The sequence below is a fragment of the Pseudomonas sp. UBA1879 genome (assembly GCF_002338065.1).
Taxonomy (GTDB): Bacteria; Pseudomonadota; Gammaproteobacteria; order Pseudomonadales; family Pseudomonadaceae; genus Aquipseudomonas.
The window spans coordinates 500,971-518,366 of the sequence record NZ_DDHJ01000015.1 but is presented as its reverse complement, the minus strand read 5'-3'; the positions used below and the strand labels follow the sequence as shown (position 1 = coordinate 518,366).

General features: G+C 52.7%; 16 protein-coding genes. 4 read left to right on the top strand and 12 right to left on the bottom strand.

Annotated elements, in window-relative coordinates:
• The first annotated feature begins 416 nt into the window (after positions 1-416).
• Genes B3N48_RS17455 through B3N48_RS17445 form a run of 3 tightly spaced genes read left to right on the top strand, consistent with a single transcriptional unit; the run spans position 417 to position 2,673 of the window.
• Positions 417-968 (top strand): sigma-70 family RNA polymerase sigma factor, encoded by a 552-nt coding sequence (locus B3N48_RS17455; RefSeq protein WP_296185817.1) that lies wholly within the window; start codon positions 417-419, stop codon positions 966-968.
• A gap of 31 nt (positions 969-999) precedes the next feature.
• Complete coding sequence (locus B3N48_RS17450; protein WP_296185816.1) at positions 1,000-1,650, top strand: DUF1109 domain-containing protein; 651 nt, start codon at positions 1,000-1,002, stop codon at positions 1,648-1,650.
• A gap of 54 nt (positions 1,651-1,704) precedes the next feature.
• On the top strand, positions 1,705-2,673 hold the full coding sequence (locus tag B3N48_RS17445; protein ID WP_296185815.1) for a phosphoribosyltransferase: 969 nt from the start codon (positions 1,705-1,707) through the stop codon (positions 2,671-2,673).
• Positions 2,674-3,157: 484 nt separating this feature from the next.
• On the opposite strand, the gene B3N48_RS17440 is transcribed toward B3N48_RS17445, so the two are convergent.
• From B3N48_RS17440 to B3N48_RS17415, 6 genes are all read right to left on the bottom strand, one after another.
• Positions 3,158-4,276, bottom strand: coding sequence for a zonular occludens toxin domain-containing protein (locus tag B3N48_RS17440; protein ID WP_296185814.1), 1,119 nt, complete (start codon positions 4,274-4,276; stop codon positions 3,158-3,160).
• On the bottom strand, positions 4,276-4,563 hold the full coding sequence (locus B3N48_RS17435) for a DUF2523 family protein (RefSeq protein ID WP_296185812.1): 288 nt from the start codon (positions 4,561-4,563) through the stop codon (positions 4,276-4,278). The genes B3N48_RS17440 and B3N48_RS17435 overlap by 1 nt, the downstream gene beginning before the upstream one ends.
• 2 nt (positions 4,564-4,565) lie before the next feature.
• Positions 4,566-5,975, bottom strand: coding sequence for a virulence factor TspB C-terminal domain-related protein (locus B3N48_RS17430; RefSeq protein WP_296185811.1), 1,410 nt, complete (start codon positions 5,973-5,975; stop codon positions 4,566-4,568).
• 126 nt (positions 5,976-6,101) lie between these two features.
• Positions 6,102-6,332 (bottom strand): major capsid protein, encoded by a 231-nt coding sequence (locus B3N48_RS17425; RefSeq protein ID WP_296185809.1) that lies wholly within the window; start codon positions 6,330-6,332, stop codon positions 6,102-6,104.
• Positions 6,333-6,561: 229 nt separating this feature from the next.
• On the bottom strand, positions 6,562-6,852 hold the full coding sequence (locus B3N48_RS17420) for a propanediol utilization protein (protein WP_296185808.1): 291 nt from the start codon (positions 6,850-6,852) through the stop codon (positions 6,562-6,564).
• 65 nt (positions 6,853-6,917) lie between these two features.
• Positions 6,918-8,228, bottom strand: coding sequence for a phage/plasmid replication protein, II/X family (locus tag B3N48_RS17415; RefSeq protein ID WP_296185807.1), 1,311 nt, complete (start codon positions 8,226-8,228; stop codon positions 6,918-6,920).
• Between the two features lie 135 nt (positions 8,229-8,363).
• Here B3N48_RS17415 and B3N48_RS17410 point away from each other — a divergent pair, with 135 nt between their 5' ends.
• Entirely contained in the window at positions 8,364-8,576 is a 213-nt protein-coding gene (locus tag B3N48_RS17410; RefSeq protein ID WP_296185805.1) for a hypothetical protein, read from the top strand.
• A 1,513-nt stretch (positions 8,577-10,089) separates the two neighbouring features.
• On the opposite strand, the gene B3N48_RS17405 is transcribed toward B3N48_RS17410, so the two are convergent.
• From B3N48_RS17405 to pcaF, 6 genes are all read right to left on the bottom strand, one after another.
• Positions 10,090-10,830 carry an SDR family NAD(P)-dependent oxidoreductase gene (locus B3N48_RS17405; protein ID WP_296185803.1) on the bottom strand — a complete coding sequence of 247 codons (741 nt, stop codon included), beginning with the start codon at positions 10,828-10,830 and terminating at the stop codon, positions 10,090-10,092.
• Between the two features lie 302 nt (positions 10,831-11,132).
• A complete protein-coding gene (locus B3N48_RS17400) occupies positions 11,133-11,597 on the bottom strand; it encodes a nuclear transport factor 2 family protein (RefSeq protein WP_296185801.1) in 465 nt (154 codons plus the stop codon).
• Positions 11,598-11,845: 248 nt separating this feature from the next.
• Complete coding sequence (locus B3N48_RS17395; protein ID WP_296185799.1) at positions 11,846-12,637, bottom strand: hypothetical protein; 792 nt, start codon at positions 12,635-12,637, stop codon at positions 11,846-11,848.
• 304 nt (positions 12,638-12,941) lie between these two features.
• Complete coding sequence (locus B3N48_RS17390) at positions 12,942-14,144, bottom strand: MFS transporter (RefSeq protein ID WP_296185798.1); 1,203 nt, start codon at positions 14,142-14,144, stop codon at positions 12,942-12,944.
• Positions 14,145-14,688: 544 nt separating this feature from the next.
• Entirely contained in the window at positions 14,689-16,023 is a 1,335-nt protein-coding gene (locus B3N48_RS17385; RefSeq protein ID WP_296185796.1) for an OprD family porin, read from the bottom strand.
• Between the two features lie 131 nt (positions 16,024-16,154).
• Positions 16,155-17,378, bottom strand: coding sequence for a 3-oxoadipyl-CoA thiolase (pcaF, locus tag B3N48_RS17380; RefSeq protein WP_296185794.1), 1,224 nt, complete (start codon positions 17,376-17,378; stop codon positions 16,155-16,157).
• Between the last annotated feature and the right edge of the window lie 18 nt (positions 17,379-17,396).

Sequence of the window (17,396 nt, the reverse complement as noted above, 5' to 3'; positions counted from 1 at the left end):
ATGGAGAGGAGGGTGGAGACATGCTCGACCAGTCATTCAACCTTTGCATCAGCGTCATTGGGGCCTCTGCATTCAAGAGGGATTAGGAACGGCTCGGTGTACACCACTCACGCTACTGATTTCGTTTGTGACTGCCTATTTGTTACAGCAGCAACAAAATTTTTATCAGGCCTTATGGATCGGGGGATGCTGCATCCTCCCTGAATAACTGATCAGCCCATGGCCATGGCGAAAATTAAAAATGAAAAGCCTGTAACAAATTCAGGGATGGAGACGAATTAGCTGAAACGGACTACCTGTCCCCGAACCCGTCTTGCGGGGGGGCTTGTGAGGCGAGCAATTGGCGATCTCCGATGCTGCATCCCAAGTCGCACCCCAAACATTCAACAGCCTGTTTTGAAAGCCATAGGCGGAGCATGACCGAAAGCCTTGAAGTCAAATGGAGCCTCCTGCTCGCTCGGGGAAACGCCGGGGACACAGATGCATATAGGCAGTTTCTCGAATCAGTAACCCCCTATCTCCGGGGATTGGTGAAGTTCCGTTGCAGTCAATTCGGAGCCCAAGCTGACGCAGAGGATGTTGTTCAAGAAGTTTTACTGGCGATCCATTTGAAGCGAGGCACATGGGATGCGAGATACCCAGTTAGCCCTTGGATTTCGGTGATCGCACGGAACAAGTTCATCGATTCAATGCGCCGTCGTGGTCGACGTGTCGAGGTGCCCTTGGATGACGTGATCGAAAGCCTCCCAGCAGAGGAGGGCTTTGACCCCACACTGAGTCCCTCGCTGGAGGTGCTTTTGCGCCAGCTTTCATCCCCTCAACGTGACATCGTCGAACTGATATCGCTTGAAGGAAGCAGTGTACGGGATACAGCCCGGCAACTCGGAATGTCCGAAGGCGCAGTCCGTGTGGCGTTGCATCGAGCAATCAAGGTGTTGGCTACCTTCTATCGCAACGGTTCGAAATGAACCTTTGCCCCGTGACCCCAAAGCCTTGGGCATGCAGAAAATGAATACAAAGCGGCTCATAGAATTTCTTGCAGACTCATCCTCTGCCGTCGATCCACATGAAGTGCGTAACCGACTGGTCTATGCAATGTCGTGTGGTTTGCTTGGTTGCACAGTTTTGCTCATCGCGATACTAGGTATCCGTCCAGATATTCATGCTGCAATTTTGACGGATGTCTTCTGGGCAAAACTCGGGTTCAGCTTCTCGATGATGATGGGTGGGTTGATCGTCGCCAGTCGTTTGTCTCAGCCGGGACAGGCAGTAAGAGGGGCATGGTTCGGCATTGTTGTGCCGTTGGTTTGTATCGCATCAGCCTCAATAATTTCGCTTTATCATTCACCGAGTGGCACCGCATGGAGTTTGGTGTCGGATCGGCTTTGGCGCAGCTGCCCTCTCGATATCGCAGCGCTGTCCCTTCCAGGGTTGGGGGCCCTGTTGCACGCAATGAAGCGGCTTGCGCCTACGCATCTGACTTTGGCCGGTGCCGTTGCTGGCCTCATTGCCGGGGCCACGGCAGCGTTTATTTACTGCCTGCATTGCCCAGAAATCGAAATGTCTTTTTGGGCGGCTCGCTATGTCCTGGGCATGACTATCTCTGCGACCGTTGGCGGTTTACTCGGCCCGATGCTGCTCAAATGGTGAGGTTTGGAAAAGGCCTTGGCACCCGATCGACATTCGTTACCAAAGAGTTCTTCTGTGATTGACGACAGCGCCGAGCGTTTGGGCAGACCTCTGATTGAGGTCTCATATCAAAAACTGGATCAGTGGATTTCCTCTCTGCAGGTGCACCTCCGAGCCGAATGTTTTCAGCGCATTGTGGGAGTACTGCGCGGGGGAGGGCCTTTGGCTTTAATGGTTTCCCATGTCACAGGGGTGGAGGTCGGGTTTCTGCGATACGAGCGATCCACGCGCACCGTGGCATGGGACTCGTCACTTCCCATGCCAGACGCAGGCTCAAAAGTTTTGTTGTGCGAGGACATTGCAGGCGCAGGATTTACGCTGATCGACTGTGTTCGGTTCTTGGAGCGACAAGGCATAGTCGTGCAGACCCTGACCGGCGCATACGATGACCTCAGCCGAATCAGACCTCACTATGCCCTGGACAGTCGGGGTTACTACTCGATCTTCCCTTGGGAGCGCCAAGCGTTTACCGATGCGTATCGAACGCAGTGGCAAGAGGCTTTAGTCGGATCCAGAGTGAACGTTGACCCTGACCATACCTTCGCTTATTACGGTATTGATCTGGATGGTGTTCTAGTTCCAGACGTGCCGTTGCATGTCTATGAGGAATGCCTGGAGTCCGCGCTTGCCGAGAGAGATGGGTTGCTGCCGTACGATGTCACCCCGGCGCTGAACAACATAGTTGCGATTATTACCGGCAGGCCTGAAATGGATCGACAGCGTACTCAGCGCTGGTTGAACAGTCATGGGTTTGCGGGATTGAAGCTTGTGATGAGAGACCCGTCCATCTTTAGCGATGCCCCTGCAGATGTCGCCCGTTTCAAGGCGACCCATGCGCGTCAACTGGGGTGTACCCACTACGTTGAAAGTGATCCAGTCCAGGCGCTGCATATCGCCCGGACATTCCCATTGCTGCATACCATCTGGTGGAATGCCGAAACGAAAGAAGGGCACTGGGTCAGCGCTCAGTCATGGTCGGGGTAGCCACACCAGTCGTCGCGCCTCCGAGCAGGGAGCATGGTTAGCCCAAAGACACCGCAGGTTTGGCGAGGCTTTAATCCAAAGCGACATGCTTACCGAGTTGCAGCTCCGTCTCTGATCGCTGTTGCAGTCTGGGAGCCAAAAGTCTTTCGACGCGAGAGCGAGATATCGGTCTTGCAACCGTTTCGAAAAAACCTCTCAAGTGCGGAGGGGAAGCATTGTCGTCAGGCACTGATTTCGAGGATGGAGGAAACAGACGTCACAACTCATCGACGGAATGCGACACGTGATTTAACATAATATACATTATACGAAGCTCTTTATAAATCAATGGGTTACGTTCTGTTGCTCAATTCAGTGTGCGCCCAGCATCGATTACGGTACCAGTGAAAACCACGGGTCTCCTGCAAGAACCACTTCCACTCGATTACGTGAGCATTTTGTAGATCAAGGCGCTCAAAGGTTGGATTGTAACGATTCATGTCGTTCATTGATGGGCTCTCCATGGTCGTGCTGGGGTCTCAGTGTCGCCAACTACGGTGTACTTCTGGCCGCGACTTAACGGATCTGCCGAAGCAACTTGCTGCTGCTCAGATGCAGGACTCTGCTTGGCAGCTACCTGCTGCTGCTGGCGACGACTGCTAAGCCATGGATCGAAATTTCCGACACGAACAAAGACCTCGCAAGCGCCCTCAGGAATGTCCAACGGTGTCGCCTGCTGTGTATAGCAATGGCAGCCCTTGCTCTTGGAACTCATGCACGCAGCCACCCTGGGAAAGTCTGTGGGTGCAGTGAGGTTATCGTAGATGGGCGCGGTGAATGCCTGACCCTTAATACGAGGCTTAACGCTGTCTTCGGTCCACACTGGACGATCTGGCAAAGTTGGCGGCGTAATCAGATCAGACTTTGTAGTAGGGACAGATTTCGTTGCAGCAATATCCTGAACTGCAGCGGGGTTTATTTGTTTCTGAGCATCCTTGCCAAAGTGCATGACTTTGTAAGCAGCGTAACCGCCACCCAGTACGAGGAAAAGCATGGCTAAAATCGCAGAAACGATCAGTTTCTTAGGTGGCTTTGATTTATGAGTGTCTAAGACAGTTGAAGTATAAAGCTTAAAGACCTCGGGGTTGGGAGTAACAAACTTCTTTTGGGCGAGAGCCTTGGAACTCTTAGCCAATGGGTCATTTTGAGCCGCCTCGAACGTATAACGGACACCCTTCATATTCCAAGGGCGATGGTAATGGACGTGAGGCTTGCTAAGCTTTCGAACGAACGGATGTATAAACATCGGGCTTTGGGTTGTGACAATGAAATCAAAGCCTCGGTGACGATGACGCGCAATCTGTTTAACCCACTCAGGTGGTTCTTTGAATTGGTCACTGCCGCAAAAGTCCTGCACCTCATCGCAGAATATAACGGAACCATCAGGCAAATCCTGCCAAACCTTTATATGCTCAATTGGTTTTACGCCATGTTTTTCAGGTTCAAAACCATTAATAGGGGTGCAATATTTAGGGCGTCCCTGATACTCGGGAGCGTTAAGAAAATCCCATAATTCATTGGATGTTTTACCTTCACCGGGCAAACCGGTAGCAAGCTTAAACATTATGAAGCCGCCTTTTTGGAGAACGCCGACTTAGCACCGGCAATAGAAACCTTGAGTGCATAGGCAGCGAAGACAATTGAAATAGCAGTGGGAATACCAAGAAAATCGATAAAGTTCGCAGCATCGCCACCTATGGAACCAAGCTGCTGCAAAACCTGAAACTTAAGCCACTCGTAAATCGGAAGAATGACAGCAGTTGATACTGCGGTTGCACCAATGGCAGCGAGCAGCCGAGGAAGAACCCACATCAAGATAGCCTGACCAGCAATGAAAAGCACTTGAAACATAATCACGCCTCCCTGGTTAAAATACGTGCAGCAAGAAGATATGCTCCAGCAATGATTGCATAGCGAAGAAGAATAAGAGGGTCGCATATCTTGCTAAATGGCATAGCGACAGTTCGACCGCTAATTTCAAACTCCTTATCTGGATAGCACTTGCCACCAGCGCTACCGGGCTGCGCTGCGGCTTTAAATCCAGACAACAAACCAGAAACATCGCTATCCATCTGTTGCTGATTAGCCTCAACTTCTGCAACTTCCTTTTGAATAGCCTGATCACTAGCCGCCTTCTCTTTGGCAGTAGGTTCCGCTCTCAATGCGCATGAGTCTTTAAAATTCTGGTCAAGTATCGCGCACAGAAATTCGTCACCATCACAGCTAGGTGGCTTGGAACAATCAGAGGACGAATCAGCACTGCCCTGCTCCCCGTCTTTAGAATTACCACCTCCCCCACCGCCACCAGACCCTGTTTGAGAGGGGCAACCTTTACCCGTACAGGTTGAAGACTCAGGGACAGATTGACCGGTTGAAGTTGTGCCGCCCTTTGTCGTTGTCGTGTAAGAGGTAGAACTACACTTATCAGCGACGCAAGTTGTCTTAGTAGTTGTTGTCACATTCTTCGTAGTGAGGGAACCGTCTGAATTAGCAGTCTGCTGCTGAGCGGTACTCTGTGAAATTGTGGTCTTAACGGGCTTAGTTACGGGCGTGCAAACATAAACACCGTTGGCAGTACCGCAGCTTGTTTCGCCTACTTTGGAATCCTCAACTTTAGAAGTGCAAGTATAACCAGCGCCGGTATCCTGCTTGATACAAGGGTCGTTTGTAGTTCCGTCCTGTGGATCATCTTTCGAACAGTCCTTACCAGCACAGTCGCTAGCCGCTCCCGTTGGCATAGGTTGCAGCTCCTCGCCCGTAAACTCCGCGTTACCAGTGCAAGAGTACGTAGACGGAGCAGCTGTCAAACAGAGAAAACTCTTTACAGAAGCCGCACAGCCATCGACAGAAATCTCCCCGGAAGGCTCGTCAGTAGTAGAAAGCCAGTGCATCTTTTGAGAAGACTGACCTTTCTTTGGAGAACATTTTCCACCAGGAGCCGGATCACATGCTCCAGTCTTATCGTTATACGTGCTGCCAGCGGGGCAAGAGGAACCATTGCGATGCGCAGACGTGTCAAAATAATAACCTGAGCCATCGGAGGGACTAAAAACGATATAACGACAAGAAGCAGTATCATCGTTGACAACAAGGGACTGCAGCGTGCGGCCCCAGCCAGGGTATGAAATGGATGCAGCGCCGTCGCATGCGTCACGCGGGTTAGAATAATCGCCAGTGCTATTTGACCAGCTGTAGTCAGCAGCTTGGGCAGTGTTAAAAAATAGAATAATGACGCTCGCGAGCGTAAGTACGAAGCGGCTCATATGTGTACCAGAAATTACGAGGGGAGTAAGTTGGGTTAGCGGTCGCTCATACTTCGCGACTCGCTCACCCAACTTTTAAGAAATGCCCCCGTATTGCACGTGGGCAACAAGCGCCGGGGTTTAACCTTACAGCGCGCTCTTCACATACTTGAAGAGCTTAATCACTACCACCAGACTGAGCGCAGCAATGCCGATGGAAGTCACGGTGCCAATACCAGAGGTGAGCGAAGAAACAACAGCGCTGACGTCAATATCAGTACCGGCTGCAGAAGCCATACCAGCGCCTGCCATCAACGAGCCGAGCGTTACTACCTTGGAAACAAAACCAACACGAACGGGTTTATTGGAAAGAGTCATTTCGGAACACCTTTTAGTTGAGTGAGCGTTATTGCTCGATTGCTTTTTTTATCTGAAGAAAGACGAAATGCATCGCCCAGTACATCAGAAGGATGACAAACAACTGATTGAAATCGTCTATCGTGAAGCTTCCAGACTCAGGCGGCGTGTAAGTCTGGATTGCAACGGAACACTCGACTGTCGTCGCAGAGACGCTTGCCACACCCGGACAGTAGAAATATGAAGACATTTACGCGGTCTTGGTCATTGCTGCTGAGAGAGGTGGGAGGTTTTTACGGCGGCCCTGACGGGGATCAACTTCCAGGGTGATACGACCGTCACGAACGTCGAGGATAACATCAACTTCGTAAGTTCCAGGCTGTGGTGCCTCAGCCGAACTCTGTGCGTAGAAACTTGCCTTTTGCGGGTAAGGCACGTTAGGAAGATGAACATAACCCTCATACATGCAATAAGGGTTACCCTTGCCGGAGGTACCAGAGCGAGAAATACCGTTAACCTCTACCAAAACTGTCAAACTCATTTTGAAGCCCTCTTACTAAGTTGGACGCCAGATCAATGCCAGCGACGTTTATGCCCAACGGGCGTTTATGCAGCTTTAAAGCGAGGCTCTTCGTACCAATGAGGCAGTTGAGCGCTGAAATCAACATCAAGGAAACGCAACAGAGGAACAACATTGTTCTTCCGATCAGAATCTTTGAGTTTTTGGAGTGCGGCCTTTGAAATTCCACACTCACAAATATCAGAAACGTGGCGGTAGAAACTGGCACGACTCATTGAATCCATGGTTTCCTGCCAGCCGTACTCTTTAATGCTTCGATAAGTACGAAAAAGGCTACGTGCGTGAGAATCACTTAGCTTACCGGGAATGACGATTGAGGGGACGACAACGCCATCAACAACCCTCTCTTTAGTCATGCGATCTTTAGTACGTTTTGTATGCTTGTCTATCAGTGCAGTAAGCACTGTTTCATCGTTAATGACTCTCATGGTCATGCCCTCAAAGGCTGCAAACAATTCTTTCGTCACTTCTTTCCAACACCACTGAATAAAGCAGATACCCTTGGCCTGAAAGTCTTCCTGAAACTTGCATAGCCCAATGAGTGTGTTGGGTATTCCTCGGCGATTCAGCCAACGCTTAGCAACAGTTGCTTCAATGCGAAGAAGGCACCTAGCCCACTGGTCGAGCCTTGGGTCGGATAAAACCCTAGCTGTCCGTGCAGCTGAAAGATCACCAGCGCGAGCATTCTTAGCTTCTTCGAGTTGCTGCAGGAACTCGGGATGTTTGAGGTAAAGTTTCAGCTTACGGAGACGACTATCTTTAGCCCCAAAATATGCGGTGGTTTGATAGTCATCCCCCCTGCCCTTAGTTTGGCCGTTGCTAACACCACGGATAGCCTCGATGGCTTGAAGCGCTGTGCGCTCATCAGGAAGGCGTGCGCTGTAAGTACAGTCAATGTCGTAAACCTCTGCTTTCTCTAAGTCGAGCATCTTTGTAAGGCCGGGATATGCAATCGCTAACCACTGCCACATTTCAGCGGCGCCAAGCGCAATATCAGTGGGACCAAAGACGTTATGTCCCTGAAGAAGCTTTGCGGGACTGGCTTTTAACTCAACACCGGGCATTGCACGTTTGCCCATAGACTCATGGAAGACCTTGACGGCCATGGGGGTAAAGCCGGTCGAGAGAGATTCCCACGGATGACGTAAGTCTTCGCAGCGTTTTTCACCGGTGACAGGGTCAACGACCACAGAGGAAGAAGCCAAACGAACACCGGCAGCGCCCAAACCTTCCAGGCCACCACGAACAATATGAACCGGCTCTTCTCTGCCCTCGACGTTGAGCAGATCAACGAAATCTGACAGGAACGGGATGAAGAGGTGTATGCGGTCGAGCATCAGGGTCCGTCCAGAAGTGAAAACGACTGCATGCGTGCATGCATGCAAATCACATTTGCGCGGAATGTATACGTGGGAACTTGCATACGTCAACACAAATCACATGCATGCACGTACACTCGGAGGGATTTTCAGATGACAGGTAATAGCGACATGCCAGCAACGCTGCGGCTTTCAAACGCCGAACAAGAAGCGCTCAGACATAAGTGCGTAGAAATCAATAAGTTACTTGTCAAAAAAGGCAGGCAGCCGCTACGCGACAGCGAGTTGGCACATTACATACTTGACAATGCAACGAAGCTTGTGCAGGTCAGCTCGGACGGAGAACTGAAGATCGAGGCTGAGTAGTCGAAAAGTCTCACCATGAGACAAGAGTCCACCATTAGAGATGGTGGACCCGGCTGCGCCGGGATGACTCCAGCACCCTCCCCAGCTCCAGATCGAAAAGCGGAAAAGCACAGCATTGAGATGGGACCTACCGGGACCTGTCCGGCGATGGTGATTCACGTCACGGGACCGCGCTGGCTTCGCGCAGGAAACGTGCAAGGGGAAAAGCGGTTGGACCGGCACGCGGACGAATGACGAAGGCGCTACGAGCGTCTGGCACGCAAAAGAACCCTCAGTGATCCGGCGATCGCTGGGGGTTTTTTGTTGGGCGGAAGACCGGCCGGCGTTGCCGGGTGTCGGCGCGGATGTTTCAACGGCCGGCAGAAGAACGAGTGGCGCCTAATGCCCTTCGGGCAGTCGAGGTACGGCTAGAGGTCGAGGATTGCCCTGCAGGCGCTCTGGAGAGCCTGAACGCGAGCATCGAGGTCAGCGGCCTCCATGTCGAGCTGGTGAAGCCTAGAACGCATTTGGCGAGCTTCTGCGACGAGCCGAGGGTAATCAGCAAGGCAATGGCAGACAGCATCGAGAGGGTCACGCGACGGGGCATAGAGCCGGGCATCGCGCACCAGGTGATCGGGGATGAGAAGTGGCGTTCGCATAATGCGGCCTATGTTACGCGCCCCGTGGTGCCGAGGGCATTTTCCACAGGCCGCTCAACATAAGCCGGGCCATTATACGAACCCGCCTAGAGATAGATGCGCAGCAGCGTCATCAGAATCCATTCCCTCAATCTGTCGCTAAATCTCATCCCGGCAGACTGAGCGATCCATCAGCCCAACCTACGGATCAGTATCCGAATAGACGACGGCGCTACTTGTGTCCTGCGGTCCGCGGCCGCGGGCATTCGCCGCGGACCTTCGGACGGCGCTACTGATGATACGTCGGAAGCTATGCCGTTCGGTATTGCTAACGTGCGCTGGAGCCTACTGTCATCAAAATAGCCGTTTTGAACGACATCCATGCAGAACACATGCGAAGTACTCATTCGAGATATCTGCTGCGTGTAGCACTGGCAGCGGACCTGCTCACCGTGGTAGTTGCCAACGTCAAGACCACGCGCCTTGGCTGCGCTAACGAGACGGATATTGGTAGTTGCCAGGCAAGTGGGCCTGGTGAAATCACGAGGTTTTGTGAGGTCGTCGTAACGCGGAGCCCTGGATGCTAGATCTGGAATGCGGAGCATGTATTTGTCAGCGTATGACATGGCCGCAGGCACTGGCATAACAGGGCGACTGGCAACGGATTGGAGCTCGGGGTCGTTGGGCTGATGCTCGCACAAGGTGATGGAGTAGTGACCGCCCTACTCCACAAGCGCTGTGATCCCAGTCCCTTCACCCGGAATACTGTCCGAGCAACGACCTTTTTCTTCGTCAATCGGCAACGACACACCGCTCGCGAAGACGGCGCTCACGACCACAACAAATGTAAACGTATGCGTGCTGCATTCGTGGATATGCAACACGCATACGGGGGTTTACACCTGAGAAGCACCGCCATCTGCAAACAGCTCAACCCCATTGATGTAGCTCGAGTCATTGCTGGCTAGGAAAGCGACCGCTTTACCAATCTCATCTGCCTGACCAATTCGACCCAATGTGCTTTTGTCGTTCAGAAATTCGAGGATCGAGTCTGCGTCTGATCCCAGCATATTGCGTAATGAATCAGTATCGACAGGACCAGGACTCAGCAGGTTGATGCGCACGCCAGAGCCCTTGATATCCAAAATCCAGCTTCTTACAAGGCTGCGGAGTGCCGCTTTGGTTGCTCCATAAACGCTCAATCCGCCACCCGGGTTCATCGATGCAGTAGAACCGATGATGACAACGCTGCCGCCTTGCCCCATCAGTGGCAAAGCTCCTTGGACAGTGAACGTCACCCCCTTCACATTGGTGTTGAACGCCAGATCGAAACCTGCCTCGGTGATCGAGCCTAAAGGTGATATCTGACCAATGCCTGCATTCGCTACCAAAACGTCGATGCGGCCATGCAACGCCTTGATCTGATCAAAGAGGCCGGCGAGCTCGTTCAAGTCGGCGACATCGGCCTTGATGGCGACGACGTTCGTACCGAGGACCGCCTTGGCTTCGTCCAGACGGTCCTGTTTGCGACCGGTGATGACCAGATGAGCGCCTTGATCCGAGAAAATCTTGGCGATTGCCAGCCCGATACCTGATGAACCACCTGTTACCAGCACAACCTTGTTATCAAAACTCATGGGAACGCCTTTTTGGAGTGGGTTAGTGATGAATCTGCTTATAGCAAACACTATATAAGGCCGAACACGCAAGCTCTTATTTAGCGATCGCTATAAGGAATATTCATAACTACTGTTCTCACGATTGCGATCCGCCGCGCTGATCCCGGTGCTGAGCGGCGATGAGGGAGACTCTAGATTGCGATGGACACGCCAAGACGGGCAGCTATGTCTGCCACAGACAGCATCGTTTGGGTCACTCGATTGAACGCTTGCCGGGTTCGACTCATGCCTCTGACACCGCTAGCGTTGGGTGCAATCCTCTAAACTGATGGTAGACCGGCCAGCCCCGACATGCGGAGTTCGCTCACACGAGATTTGAATCTCCAATCCCCGCTAAAGAGCTCGAAGGTATCGTGCCATCGCCCGGCTCGTACCAGCTCAAAGGGATGACCTTCAAGCTGCTGATGAACGGTGTAATAGCTGACACTCGAGGCGCTATCGCCTAATGGGTCAATCTCAACCGCTATGTTAGTGATCGAATGCCAGGTACGACGCACACCGTCGTGATGAGGCTGCACCAACCCGTTGAGGAAGCTCTCTACGGCGTCACGCCCCACGAACTTAGAGCCTTCGACCTCGTACTCACCATGCAAGAACAGCTCGGCAGCCTCGCCGAACTTGCCGTCATCGATCTTATGCACAAAGGCTGTGAGAAGGCGCTGGACTTCGCGCTCGATCAGGAGTGTTTCGTTTGCAGTCACTAATGAATACTTTTTTTCGGTCATTTGTCTTGTCCCAGCGTCAGACGACCATGATCCATTCCGGTCATCAGTGGATATCAAAGGAAGCGCCTGTCGGCCCCGTATACGTCCAACCGCTGCTGAAGTAAATCATGTCGAGCAGCACGGCTTTGATAAACTCCGCAGTCTATTGGATGGCAAGGGTGATTACCTCAACTTAAAGATCATGCCGGACTCCCCTCCCCCTAAACTTCGCATATGCCACCATAGACTGAATAGATCAGGAAGATTACTCACCTAGATACGGCAGCACTTTCTTCCAGCATGGACATTAACTTTTGAACGGCCTCGAATCGGTCTTTTACCCGTCGAAACTCAAGTGGCCTATAACGCTTTATCGTCTCGCCGGATGCAGATGAAAGCTCTATTACCAGATCCGCATTGAAACGCTTCAACTCGATATACCAAGCGACCAGCTCGGCTATGTCTTCACCTGCGGATGCTGTGGAATAAAGGCTCACAAAAGGAGAGTCCTGCATTGCATCATATATAGACTGGGCCTTGCGGACCGATACCCTGCCTTTCCCTCTGAAATCAGTACCGGTGACTGCAGAATTCGCGTAGGGCACCTTCAAATCGCTGGCGTCCTTCCATATGTCATGGATCAAGGGTTGGTTCAGATCGCGCCATATTCCGAAAGTAGAATCGACCATATGCGTTGATTCGTGAAGCAACCCAAACGGAAGAGCATCCAGTCCTTTCGCGGTCACCGTTATAATAGGACCATCCTTTACGTTGTTAAACAATGTGCGTTCTTTGGTCGTTAGAAACTCTGTCAGCGACTCATTAATGAGGCTCGCCCGAAATGTAACTGAATAGGAGCCTTTAGTGTTGGAGGCGCTGGTCAACCCTGTGCCCGCCCCAAGGATACCGTCTACAAAGCTAAGCCGGTCCAGATGATCGACTAAGACCTTTCGATGTATATCAGGCAGCGAAGCGAGAGCGGCCCCTATTTTCTCGCGCTCCTCCTCGGTGACTGGATGGTATCGCACGTTTTTCATGCCCACGCCTTGAAACAGGCGCATTACATCCTTCGATGGAGGCCCGAGGCGTCCCAGAAGTACCTCTGTCTTATCGTCATATTTTATGGGCGCGTCCGCGGCATAGCCCGTGCCCACGGACAAAATCACACAGATCAATGAAGTTAAAAAGTGAGGCATGCCAACCCTTGAATTTTCGTCGCAGCGTTGAAAAACAATTTTTTAGCATAAGCCAAAAATGGCGAATGCATTTAACAGCGCCTGAAACAACAGAACGTCTTGTTTCAATACTCCACTATCGCAAGCTGCGACAGGCCACCGCGCGTTCTCTGGAACTCAGTAGCACTTCCTAAGAGCGTGCAGAAGCCGTGCGCGTGACCAGCAGTCTGCCTAGGGCCAGCAAGGCCAGGATCAGCACTACACCTCCATACACATTCGTGGTCAAAATAAGTCCCTGCGTCTTAATCGCGAAACCAGCCGCGAGCGCTGGAGCGCTAAACGATAAGTAACTCAGCGCAAGAAACGTCGACATCAGTCCAGCGCGCTCATGAGGGCGAGCCAGAGGCATTAGCAGACTTAAGGCACCGAGAAAGCTAGCACCTGAGCCGATGCCCGCCACAACTGCCCCGAGGAAGAAAATCCACAATGAGCCAATATTGACCGCTAACAGCAGTACCGGCATCCCAAGCCCTAAAAAGCTGCAACCTATCAAAAGGGCAGATTGAGGAGGCCTCATTCGGACAGTCGAAATTGACACAGCGCCGCTTACAGTAAACGCTGCAACGGCAAGGCCCCCGCTGAGTATCGATTTCGAGCCCGTTGCCAACTCCAACAATGAGGGTGCTAGAGAAAGAAAGAACCCTCCCAATGCCCAGAAGGCGATGTCCGCTGGCATCACCAATAAAAAGGTACCTCGAGCGCGTGTTGGAACAAACAGTTTAGGCTTGAGCGTGCTTAGAACACCTGGCTGGGGGGTAACTGTCTCTGGAAGCCACAACAGATAAAGCATCTGCCCGGCAAACATCGCCAACATAAGGATGTAGCACAGTGACAGCGGTAGCGGCGCGTACTCCACCAACAAACTTGTGCCGAGCGCACCCAAGGCAAGCCCGAAGAAGGGAGCGATACTGTTGACCAACGGACCCTTTACTATGTCAGCGTCCAACATCGCTGCGCCTAAAGCACTGGAGGCAATACCCGTTGCCAAACCTTGAAGGGCACGAGCTGCGATTAGCCATCTCACGTCTGTCGCGTAAATGAACAAAAGCAGCGATAAGATCTCAAGTGCCAGCGCAAGGAATATGATAGGTCGGCGACCCATGTAATCAGATAGCGACCCAAACACCAGCACAGCGATCAGAAGACTCAGTGCATAGACGGCGAAAATGAGCGTCATTATTGCTGACGAGAAACCCCAAACCTGCTGATAAACATGATAAAGCGGCGTAGGCGCGCTCGAGGCGGCGAACAACGACAGCATGACGAACGTCAAATACTTCAAATGCCCCGAACGATGGAAGTTATTCTGTTCTGTCTGCGCAACGTACGACATTAAACACTCCCTGACTACCGTCCTGAAGGACCGTGAATTGGCCTGTTCATGGACGCTTAGAACGTGATTGCTACAAGCATCGACCCATATCTTTGAATTAGCCGAGCGGAATACTTTCAATCGAAGATGCGGTCAGCGCGCCCGGCGCCGGCTGTCCCGCGTTGGGCATTCGCAAAGCACTGCCTGATGAAAAGTTCGCGTACCGCGGTTCAGGCAAGACCTCCTCAAAGGATATTAAGGAGTCACTGCCCCTGAAATCTGTAGATCACACCTAAACGATCCCAAAGCACCGCGACGCGAGCCCATATGAAATAACAATGATCTGGGCAACACCTATATAGTGAACGCTATATCAATTTTGACCATCAATCAAGGCCACTCGTATAACAAAGACGAATTTCGACCTGGGAGCCTTCAACGATTGCGAATACGATAGTCTGGAATGGGCTGCGAGCGGTTTACCCGGCTGAACATCAGAGCAGCGGAATGTTCAGAAACAAACGCTCGGCGTCCAGGCGCACGAGCGTCGCATCAAGCCCTTTTGCTAAAGCAGAGAGAACGCGTAACTGATGATCAGGCGGTTCTCGTCTTGGTCACGCTGAATATCACCTCTGTACATAATATTGCGCCAGCCAAGCCCAACGCCCTTGAGGGGACCACTTTGTATGACGTAGTCGACAAACAGGTCGCGCTCCCACTCATTGGCATCCCGCCCCGATGTCGTCCTGATCCCCTCCCCGCCGTAGTAGGAAATCGAGGTGGTCAGTCCAGGTACACCGAGCGCGGTGAAATCGTACCCATAGGCGCCGTACTTGGTGTTTTCACCGGCTCGGTTGAACTGCCCAACGAGTCGGTCTGTGTACAAGTAAATGGCGGCACCTACAGCACCCTCACCCAAGCCGTTCTGATTTGGCTGGACGAAATTACTGTCATCGGACACCCGCTGATAGCCAGCAGTAAACGTGTGGGACCCGTGGGAATAGGTCATATAGGCGGACCAGGTATCGTTATCGATTTCACCGGTAGCGTCCTTGGTGTACCCCCCTACCCGATAGCCGTCAGCCCGGCCGGAAGCAGAGCTATTCGCACCGTCCGAGCGGGTGCGAAAATACCGAAGATCGGTCTTCAACGATTGATTTTCGCCAATCGGGAACAGATGAACCAAACCCAGAAAGTTCTGCGTGTAGTAGTCCTTGAGATTCGAGTAGTAGTACTGCCCTGTGAGCTGCTTGGTTATCTTGTAGTCCGCCCCTGCCAGAAACAAACCGTCGCTCTCCTGATTTCCGGTAGCCGGACCCAGCACCGCGAGGCCTGTCCGGTTGGTGGAAGCGCGGCCCGTTGCCTTATCGATCCAGCCGCCAGTCAGCGTCAAATCATCGATCTCTTTGGAAGTCACCAACAAACCTTCAAACGTCTGCGGAAGCAAACGCGCATCGCTAGAGACCAAAATTGGCAACTTCGGCATTAGCGTTCCGTAGCGCAGCTCAGTTTTGGAAAAGCGGGCTTTGCCTGTAACGCCCAGTCGGCTCCACTCGTCCACTCCAGAGCCATCAGAGGCGTCAGGGATCATGGAACCGCCAGGATGATGCCCCTTGCCGCCATCCAGCTTGACTGCCGCAAGACCTAACGCGTCGACGCCAAACCCGACCGGCCCGCTGGTGTACCCAGACTCGAACCTCAACATGAAACCCTGCGCCCATTCTTCGCTTTTTGATGGGGCAGCGCTGCCATCTCGAAAATCGCTATTGATGTAGTAATTCCGCAATCCCAAGGTTGCATGGCTATCGGATAAGAAATCCGCTATCGCACTTGAACTAACCGCAGTGCCTATGCACAACGTGCCGATGAATCGTGAGGTGGGCGAAGGTGTTATTTTCATTTTTATTGTACTCACTGTCGTGTGTTGACTTTTTTTTGGGCAAAACGAACCCGCGCAACGGATAAAATCCGTTGCGGGTTTTACTGCTTGATCAACTTCGAATCAGGCGACTAAGAAGGCCTGCTTTGACCTCATCCCACCTGTGGGGAATCGATTCGCTCCAACGCTAGCGCTACCCCCTGGCCGACACCGACGCACATCGTCGCCAGCCCTTTACGGCCTGCTGTGCTTTCCAATTGATGAAGGAGTGTCAGTACTAATCGTGCACCACTTGCCCCTAACGGATGCCCCAAAGCGATAGCCCCGCCGTTGGGGTTCACAACCACGCTGTCATCTTCAAGCCCCAATTCGCGAAGCACGGCAAGGGCTTGGCTTGCGAATGCCTCGTTGAGTTCGACGGCGTCAAAGTCATGCATGTTGAGACCCAATCTCGCGAGCAGCTTACGAACGGCTGGCACCGGCCCAATGCCCATCAGGCGTGGTGCGACGCCGGCACTCGCAGCCCCTAGAATGCGGGCCCGTGGCTTCAAGCCATGAGCACGGACTGCGTCTGCCGAGGCCAGGATCATCGCCACGGCGCCGTCGTTTACTCCCGAAGCGTTGCCGGCCGTGACGGTGTTACCCGAGCCATTGACAGGCTTGAGTTTCGCGAGCGCCTCCAACGTTGTCTCAGGACGCAGATGCTCATCGCGATCAATGATCGTGTCGCCCTTTCGGCCTTTGATCAGCACCGGCACTATTTCTTCGGCGAAGAAGTTCGTCTCTTGCGCGCGAGCTGCACGCTGCTGACTGCGCAAGGCAAACGCATCCTGGTCCTCGCGAGAAACGTTGTAGGCAGATGCAACGTTGTCCGCGGTTTGCGGCATCGAATCGACGCCGTGAACACTCTGCATCGCCGGGTTTACGAACCGCCAGCCTATGGTCGTGTCTTCAATTTTTTGTGTTCGGCCGAACGCGCTATCGGCTTTGCCCATCACATACGGAGCACGTGTCATGGACTCGACTCCGCCAGCAATCGCCAGCGCCATCTCGCCTGAAGCGATCGCGCGAAACGCAGCTCCGACGGCGTCCAAGCCAGAAGCACACAGCCGGTTGAGAGTCACGCCGGGAATAGATTCGTCGAAGCCTGCGAGCAGTAACGCCATGCGAGCCACGTTGCGGTTATCTTCCCCCGCCTGGTTAGCACAGCCGAGAAATACTTCATCCAGCAGAGACCAGTCCACCGAAGGATTACGTTCGATCAGTGCTTTAAGTGGAACAGCTGCAAGGTCATCTGCACGAACACTCGAAAGCCCCCCACCGAACCGACCGACTGGCGTGCGAACGGCGTCGCAGATATAAACGTCACGACTCATGGAAACACCTTATTAATT